Genomic DNA, 1,334 nt, shown 5'->3' on the forward strand with positions numbered 1-1,334 from the left:
TAACCTCAACTCATCCCCCCATTATCAACTGTAATATTACTCCTGAGATAAAAAATTTAAAGCACAAACCAAGTAAATTTAACATAAACAATAATCTAAGGAGAAAAAATGAGTCTTTATATACTGCTATCGGAAAAAATATTGTTATATATGGTAGAGTAATGGATAAAAATTGTATACCAATAACTGATGCCGTTATTCAGGTATGGCAAACTAATAGTTACGGTATATACCAAAATGATCCTTCTGCAAGCGAAAGCGATAATAAAAGACATGAGTTGCTATTCGATCCAAATTTTATAGGTTCTGGAACAACCACTTCTAATAATATTGGAGGATTTCACTTTATTACTATAATGCCTAACATATATGAAGGACACGCACCACATGTAAATGTTAATATTACACACCCTTACTTAACACACTTTCAAACTAAAATATTTTTCAGTGATTCAATAGGTAACAAGGAGGATATTTCTCTTAAAAAAATAAAACCAGAATTAAGATCTAGATTAATTGCAACAACTTACTCAGAACTTTATGGACAAAACAATCAATCTGGGGAAGGGTTATATGGAAAAAATACTGTATATTTTATTGATATAGTATTAGATCAAGTTATAAAATATAAAGAATATTAAGATATTGTAAAGTGAATATAAAATTCAAAGTGATATTTACAAAGCTGCTTTATTCTCTTGAGAATAAAGCAGCAATAAATAAATATGTCATGATAATTATAGTGTTAATAAGGTTATTATGATGAGATTTAGAATCTTACTATGCTCATTTTTATGCATTCTCTTGGCAATCATCAATTCAAAGATTATTGCAAGTTAGATAAATAATTTTGTTTTATGATTTAATAAATGTGTTTTTAGGAATATTGTATATTGTTTAGATTATAAGTATCATTCTTCCCTTCCAATAAGAGAATTTTCTAATTTTGAAGTTTGTAACAGTTATTTGATTTGTATAATATTACAAAATTTTTTATAAATTATACGTTATAGTAAAGTTATAGTTGATATTTTTGATATATTAAATAATTATCATATGACGATCTAAGCTATTATTAGCATCATTAATGTAATTAAAAGTGGATAATTCAAAACAGTATCTAGGACATAGAAGTAGATTAAAGGAAAATTTTATTAAGGCTGAAGAAGGGCATCTCAAAGACTATGAGGTGCTAGAACTTTTATTATGCTATGCAAATCCACGCAAAGATATGAAGCCATTGGCTAAGTCTTTAATAGCACAATATGGTAATTTAGCTTCAGTACTTAATTCAGATAAAAAAGCACTTGAAAAAAATAATGGTGTTGGAATTA

1 protein-coding gene and 1 pseudogene are annotated in these 1,334 nt (G+C 26.8%); both read left to right on the plus strand.

Translation table 11 applies throughout. The features are described 5' to 3' along the window. A partial coding sequence (locus tag IHI24_RS04690) for a dioxygenase family protein (RefSeq protein WP_194966907.1) occupies positions 1–641 on the plus strand: 641 nt, incomplete at its 5' end. Positions 642–1,099: 458 nt separating this feature from the next. Next, positions 1,100–1,334 (plus strand): annotated as a pseudogene (locus IHI24_RS04695) (RadC family protein); the annotation flags it as partial.

The organism is Rickettsia endosymbiont of Cardiosporidium cionae (assembly GCF_015476335.1).
Taxonomy (GTDB): Bacteria; Pseudomonadota; Alphaproteobacteria; order Rickettsiales; family Rickettsiaceae; genus JADHZC01.